7 protein-coding genes are annotated in these 6,300 nt (G+C 66.1%); 1 reads left to right on the top strand and 6 read right to left on the bottom strand.

Going from position 1 to position 6,300, the window contains the following annotated elements:
* The 6 genes from Q0L30_RS02370 to paaA all read right to left on the bottom strand — a co-directional run.
* On the bottom strand, positions 1–575 hold a 575-nt coding region (locus Q0L30_RS02370; RefSeq protein ID WP_296650674.1), incomplete at its 3' end, for a DUF1835 domain-containing protein.
* Positions 576–719: 144 nt separating this feature from the next.
* Positions 720–1,808, bottom strand: a complete 1,089-nt coding sequence (gene paaE / locus Q0L30_RS02365; protein ID WP_296650672.1) for a 1,2-phenylacetyl-CoA epoxidase subunit PaaE — start codon at positions 1,806–1,808, stop codon at positions 720–722.
* Between the two features lies 1 nt (position 1,809).
* Entirely contained in the window at positions 1,810–2,358 is a 549-nt protein-coding gene (gene paaD, locus Q0L30_RS02360) for a 1,2-phenylacetyl-CoA epoxidase subunit PaaD (RefSeq protein WP_296650677.1), read from the bottom strand.
* Positions 2,359–2,401: 43 nt separating this feature from the next.
* Positions 2,402–3,208, bottom strand: a complete 807-nt coding sequence (gene paaC / locus Q0L30_RS02355; protein WP_296650669.1) for a 1,2-phenylacetyl-CoA epoxidase subunit PaaC — start codon at positions 3,206–3,208, stop codon at positions 2,402–2,404.
* A gap of 16 nt (positions 3,209–3,224) precedes the next feature.
* The gene (gene paaB, locus Q0L30_RS02350; protein WP_293036842.1) at positions 3,225–3,509 is read right to left on the bottom strand and encodes a 1,2-phenylacetyl-CoA epoxidase subunit PaaB; all 285 of its coding nucleotides are present in this window, start codon (positions 3,507–3,509) and stop codon (positions 3,225–3,227) included.
* A gap of 69 nt (positions 3,510–3,578) precedes the next feature.
* The gene (paaA, locus tag Q0L30_RS02345; protein ID WP_296650661.1) at positions 3,579–4,589 is read right to left on the bottom strand and encodes a 1,2-phenylacetyl-CoA epoxidase subunit PaaA; all 1,011 of its coding nucleotides are present in this window, start codon (positions 4,587–4,589) and stop codon (positions 3,579–3,581) included.
* A gap of 252 nt (positions 4,590–4,841) precedes the next feature.
* Here paaA and Q0L30_RS02340 point away from each other — a divergent pair, with 252 nt between their 5' ends.
* Entirely contained in the window at positions 4,842–6,104 is a 1,263-nt protein-coding gene (locus Q0L30_RS02340) for an SGNH/GDSL hydrolase family protein (RefSeq protein ID WP_296650658.1), read from the top strand.
* The last annotated feature ends 196 nt before the right edge of the window (positions 6,105–6,300 follow it).

The raw sequence follows: 6,300 nt of genomic DNA, 5'->3' as shown, positions 1-6,300 counted from the left end.
GCGCCCAGGATCGCGACGATCGACTGATCGAGGTCGGCCCAGGTGCCGCTCGTGAACGTATTGTCGTGCCAGCGGCGCGTCTCGCCGTTCGCGAACTTCGTCTCCTGCCATTCCAGCGCGAGCCGCGTGATGCGCAGCACCGAAATCGGCGCGGCGTCGGGCAGGCGCGCGCGCAGGCGTTCCACGGCGGCATCGCCTGCGACATCGCTGTCGGCGAGGCGCACCTCGTTCAGGCGCTGCGGCGCGTTGCGCAGCCGGTAGCAGATGCGTCGCAGCGTCAACTGGTCGCTGGCGGCATTTGTGTGCCAGATCACCACATTGGAGTCGTCGGATTCGAGGTCGACGAGCGCCGCGCAGTCGCCTCCGGTCAGCGTCTCGGGCACGCTATCGAGCCCCTGCCAGAACGCCGCGCGCCGCGCGGCGCCCCGGTCGGTGGGGTCGTCGATATCGCGTAGCGGGCCGACGGTGAGATCGTCGGGGAGTGCGATCACGCGATCAGCGCGACCGTTTGCGTCGAGCGCCTGGCGCAGCGCCGCCGCAACGGGCTCGCCATGGGTGAGGTGAATCGTGGTCATCGGCGGCTCATCGCAATCAGGGGATACCGAAATAAAAAAGGGACCGCCCGCTATCCGGATTTGTACCGGTCGCGGGCGGCCCCTAGTGTAAGCGGATCGCCTGAGGGCCGAAAGCGAACTGTGGCTTAAGCTTATCGTTCGTCGTTATCGTTCGTCGTAACTGACGACGATCCTGTCGCTCACCGGATGACACTGGCAGGTGAGCACGAAGCCGTCCTTCAGTTCCTGTTCTTCCAGCGTGTAGTTCCGGTCCATCTTCACTTCGCCCTCGAGCACCTTCGCGCGGCAGGTGCAGCACACGCCGCCCTTGCACGCGTACGGCAGCGCCAGGCCCGCGTGCAGCCCCACGTCGAGCAGGCTCGCGCCCTCGTAGGGCAGGCGCAGCCTGCGCGTCTTGCCGTCGAGCACGATTTCCAGCTCTGCCGCCGGGGTGTCCGCGGCAATCTCGACCGGCGGCGCGCCCGCCTGCGGCAACGGCGCGCCAAAGCGCTCGACGTGCACGTTCTGCGCCGCCACGCCCGCGGCCTTCAGCGCCGCTTCGGCCGCATCCATCATCGGCGTGGGGCCGCAGATGAACGCCTCGTCGATCTCGGCGGGCGGCACCAGCGTGTCCAGAAACGCCGCGCACTTCGCCTGATCGAGCACGCCGTTGAAGAGTTCGACCTCCTGCCGGTCGTCGGAGAGCACGTGGTAGAGCACGAAGCGGCTCATGAAGCGGTTCTTCAGGTCTTCGAGTTCCTCGGCGAACATGATCTGGTCGACGCTGCGGTTGCCGTAGACCAGCGTGAACGCGCTGCGCGGCTCCAGTTCCAGCGTCGTCTTGATGATCGCGAGCACCGGCGTGATGCCCGAGCCGCCCGAGAACGCCACGTAGTGCTTCCCGTGTTCCGCGTTCAGGTGCGTGAAGAAGCGACCGTCGGGTGTCATCACCTCGATTTCGTGGCCAGGCGCAAGCTGCTCGAATGCGAAGTTCGAGAAGCGTCCGCCGCGTACGCGCTTGATGCCGATACGCAGTTCGCCGTCGCGCTCGTAATCGGTCACGCCCACGCAGATCGAGTACGAGCGGCGCGTCTCCTCGCCGTCGATATGGGTCTTGAGCGTGACGAACTGCCCCTGCGTGAAGCGGTACGCCTCGCGCAGCGCAGTCGGAACCTCGAACGCGACGGAGACCGCATCCGCGGTTTCGGGCCGCACTTCACGGATACGCAGCGAATGGAATTGCGGAGTGGCCATATCAGTACGGTTTGAAGTAGTCGAAGGGTTCGCGGCAGTCGTTACAGCGGTACAGCGCCTTGCAGGCGGTCGAGCCGAACTGAGCCAGGCGTGCGGTGTTCGGCGAGCCGCAGTGCGGGCAAACCGGCGCGGCCGGCGGCACGAAGGTGAGCGGCTGCACGTGCCGCGCCTGCGCGCCGCCGCCGCACTGGCCCGTGGGCGGCGCGATGCCGAACGCGCGCAGCTTTTCGCGCGCGGCCTCGCCGATCCAGTCGGTCGTCCAGGCGGGCGTGAGCGCCGTCTCGATGCGATAGGGCGCGAGACCCGCACCGTCGAGCGCGCGCGCGACGTCTTCGGCGATCTGCGACATCGCCGGACAGCCCGAATAGGTGGGCGTGATGACCACTTCGATCCGGCCGTCGACGCCGCGACGCACCGCACGCAGGATGCCCAGTTCGCGGATCGAGACGACCGGAATCTCCGGATCGGGCACCGATTCGAGGGCCTCCCAGGCGCGGGCGAGCGCGTGGTCCGTCTTTGCCTCTATCTTTGCCTCTCTCGTCGCCTGCATCGTGACTTCCTCCTCAAGCGGTCTCACGTAGCTTTCCGCGCCCTCACCAGCGCGCGCCCGGATGCTGGCGCGCGAGGCTCTGCATCTCGGCGAGCACGTAGCCCATGTGTTCCGAATGCTCGCCGAGCTTGCCCGTCGTCACATGCGCGACCGGTGCGGGCAGCGCGAGCGTTGCCTCGTCGATGGCGGCTTCCACGTCGGCGCGCCACGCCGCTTCGAGCTGCGCGGTGAGCGGCGCAATGCCCGCTTCGGCGACGCCCGTCTCCACGGCATCGGTGCTGAAGAATTCGCGCGTGTACGGCATCAGCCAGTCGAGCGCGGCCTGCGTGCGGCGGTGCGATTCGTCGGTGCCGTCGCCAAGGCGCACCAGCCAGTCGCGCGCGTGGTGGACGTGATAGCGCGTCTCCTTGAGCGAGCGCTCGGCGATCGCCGCGAGCTGCGCATCGGCCGATTGCAGCAGCGCGTGCCACAGATGCGCCATCAGCGTCGCGTAGAGAAAATTGCGCACGATCGTCACCGCATAGTCGTTGGGTGCGTGCACGGTGCCCGCGAGCGGGCCGAAGTGCGGCAGCTCGGCGAGCGTGTAGTTCCGGAACTCGCGCTCGTTGCGGAAGTAGGCGTAGTCGTCCTCGGTGCGCTCGGGCCCGCCGCGCGCCTTCTCCAGCGTCGCGGCGTGCGTGTAGAGCAGGCGCGCCTGACCGATCAGATCGAGGCTCATGTTGGCCAGCGCAATGTCCTCCTCGAGGACCGGACCGTGGCCGCACCATTCCGTGTTGCGCTGAGCGAGGATCAGCGCCGTATCGGCGAGGCGCAGCACGTAGGCGAGATGTTCGGGCGTGGGCGTCGTCATGTCGTGCGCTCGTCTCTTACATGTGGTTGACTTCGTCGGGCAGCGTGTAGAACGTCGGATGCCGGTAGATCTTGTCGCCGGCCGGCTCGAACAGCTCGGCCTTCTCGTTTGGATCCGACGCCGTGATCGCCGCGGACGGCACCACCCAGATGCTCACGCCTTCCTGGCGGCGCGTGTAGACGTCGCGGGCCATGTGCAGCGCCATCGACGCATCCGCTGCGTGCAGGCTGCCGCAATGCTTGTGATCGAGCCCCTGCTTGCTGCGCACGAACACTTCCCAGATCGGCCATTCCTTGTTCATTCCAGCTCTCCTTTGATGTCTGTGTCGGCGAGAGTCCGTGCTTGCCTCCCGCAACAGGTGGCGGCGGGCTCAGGCCGCGTGCTGTTGCGCACGTTCGATCTGCTTTTGCGCATGGGCGAGTGCGGCTTCGCGCACCCATGCGCCCTCGTCGTGCGCCTTCACGCGCGTGGCGAGGCGTTCGCGGTTGCACGGACCGTCGCCGTTCACCACGCGCCAGAATTCTTCCCAGTCGATCGCGCCGTAGTCGTAGTGGCCGCGCGCTTCGTTCCACTTCAGGTCCGCGTCGGGCAGCGTCACGCCCAGTACGCGCGCCTGCTCGACGGTGGCGTCGACGAACTTCTGGCGCAGGTCGTCATTCGAAATGCGCTTGATCCCCCATTTCGTCGACTGGTTGCTGTGCACCGACGCGGCATCGCCCGGACCGAACATCATCAGCACCGGCCACCACCAGCGGTTCACCGCCTGCTGGACGAGCGCGCGCTGCGCGTCGGTGCCCTGCATCATCGCGAGCAGCGCATCGAACCCCTGGCGCTGATGGAACGACTCCTCCTTGCAGATGCGCACCATGGCGCGCGCGTACGGGCCGTAGCTGCAGCGGCACAGCGGAATCTGGTTCATGATCGCCGCGCCGTCGACAAGCCAGCCGATCACGCCGACGTCCGCCCAGGTGGGCGTCGGGTAGTTGAATATGCTCGAATACTTGGCCTTGCCGGCGTGCAGGGCGTCGACGAGCTGTTCGCGCGAGACGCCGAGCGTCTCGGCCGCGCTGTAGAGATACAGGCCGTGGCCGCCTTCGTCCTGCACCTTGGCGAGCAGGATCGCCTTGCGCTTGAGGCTGGGTGCGCGCGAGATCCAGTTGCCCTCGGGCAGCATGCCGACCACCTCCGAATGCGCGTGTTGCGAGATCTGGCGCACGAGCGTCTTGCGGTAGGCGTCGGGCATCCAGTCCTGCGGCTCGATCTTGCCGTCGGCGGCCATGACGGCGTCGAAGCGGGCCTGCTGCGGCGTTGCGGGCGCTGCGTCGGGTGCCGTGTCGGATGCGGCGACGTTGCCGGGGATGTCGAGCGATTGGGTGTACATGGCGGACACTCATGTGAACGTTAGCTATGCGGCGCAGTATAAGCCTACCGACCGGTCGGTAAATAATTTTTTGCGCTTGCGCAAAAAATCGGCAGATCAGGAGGTGTGTCGACTGAGTTTTGGTGCGTCGGATGGGAGTTGCCCGGCGGGGGCGGACGGAAGTTGAGTTTTTTCGCTCCGGTAGCGAGATCGACAGTGCGTCGCGCGTAGCGTCGGGCACAATCGACGCTTTGCTCCTGCCTTTCCTGCCGGATGAAGCTTTCCCTCTCGAGCGTTGCGGCCGGCGCCGCGCTTTTTATCGCGTTGGGCATTGCCGCCCCGGCAGATGCCGACCAGCCGTCGGCTACATGGGTGACGAGCTGGGCGACGGCGCTGCAGCCGATTCCGCCGCTTGTCTCTCCACCGCCGCTTTACCGCGCGCCCGACATTGCGGGCCGCACCGTCCGTCAAATCGTGTATCCGACATTGGGCGGCGGGATCGCGAAGATTCACATCAGTAACGAGTACGGGCGCGTACCGCTTGTCATCGAATCGATGGGGATCGCACCTTCGGCGGGCGGCGCGGCGACGAACGCGAGGGGTGCCGCGCGTGTGACGTTCGGCGGACGGCCGGATGTATCGGTGCCGCCAGGTGGCGAACTGGACAGTGATCCGGTGGAAATCGACCTGCGCGCCGGTGTGCCGTACGCGATAAGTTCTTATATGGGGACTCACCAGACGATGACGGCCTGGCATCGGGTGAGCAGTCAGCTGAATTACGTTTCGCCCCCGGGCGATCACGTCGCCGACGCATCACCCGCCGCCTTCGCACAGCGCTTCACGCAGTACGCCTGGGTGACTGGATTGGCTGTCGATGCGCCGCAGGCATCGACGGTCGCGGCCATCGGCGATTCGATCACGGACGGAATGCGATCGTCGCTCAATCGAAACCGCCGCTGGCCGGATGCGCTGGCGCGACGCCTCGCGCGCGCGCAGCGGATGGATCTGGCGGTGATCGATCTCGGGATTAGCGGAAACCGCTTGCTAAGCGACTCTCCTTGTTACGGTGAGGCGCTGGAGCGGCGTTTCGAGCGCGACGCGCTGCGCCGCCCGGGCGTAAAGACGGTCGTTCTGCTTATCGGCATCAACGACATCAATTTCCAGGTAATGCCGGCCCGGACGGGACTCGACTGCGACGCGCCGCACACGCAAGTGAGTGCGGAAGATCTGATTGCGGGCTACAAGCGCGTGATCGCGCTGGCGCACGCGCGCGGCGTGCGCATTCTTGGCGGGACTTTGACGCCAGCGTCACTGCCGCCGGCGCGTGAAACAATCCGGCTATCGGTAAATAAATGGATTCGGACCACCCGAGCATTCGACGACGTAGTCGATTTCGACGCTGCGCTGCGTGATCCCGCTGATCCCGTGCGATTACGCCGTGAGTACGACAGCGGCGATCACATCCATCCGAGCGATGCGGGTTATGCGGCGATGGCGGAGGCTGTGCCGCTGGCGGCGCTCACTGGAACCCGGTAGAAAATTTTTCTACGCGTCCCCCTTGCGCGAGGGCGGTGGAGGGCGGTAAGATTCGCCCCCTTCGCAGCACGGACGTGATGAAACAGGCGTCCGGACGGCGGAGGCCGCCGCAGAAACGGGCGGCGCGCAGTCAGCAGCTTTTGAGCAGCGATGCAAAAAAGGGGTTGACGAAGCGAAAAAGATTCTTCATAATCTC

It is taken from the genome of Paraburkholderia sp. (assembly GCF_024281035.1).
Classification (GTDB): Bacteria; Pseudomonadota; Gammaproteobacteria; order Burkholderiales; family Burkholderiaceae; genus Paraburkholderia.
This window is presented reverse-complemented; position numbering and strand designations above follow the sequence as displayed.

Bases quoted from the DNA above. Each gene is read 5' to 3' on its own strand.
- paaE (WP_296650672.1), bottom strand. From the start codon at position 1,808: ATGGCCACTCCGCAATTCCATTCGCTGCGTATCCGTGAAGTGCGGCCC.
- paaD (WP_296650677.1), bottom strand. From the start codon at position 2,358: ATGCAGGCGACGAGAGAGGCAAAGATAGAGGCAAAGACGGACCACGCG.
- paaC (WP_296650669.1), bottom strand. From the start codon at position 3,208: ATGACGACGCCCACGCCCGAACATCTCGCCTACGTGCTGCGCCTCGCC.
- paaB (WP_293036842.1), bottom strand. From the start codon at position 3,509: ATGAACAAGGAATGGCCGATCTGGGAAGTGTTCGTGCGCAGCAAGCAG.
- paaA (WP_296650661.1), bottom strand. From the start codon at position 4,589: ATGTACACCCAATCGCTCGACATCCCCGGCAACGTCGCCGCATCCGAC.
- Q0L30_RS02340 (WP_296650658.1), top strand. From the start codon at position 4,842: ATGAAGCTTTCCCTCTCGAGCGTTGCGGCCGGCGCCGCGCTTTTTATC.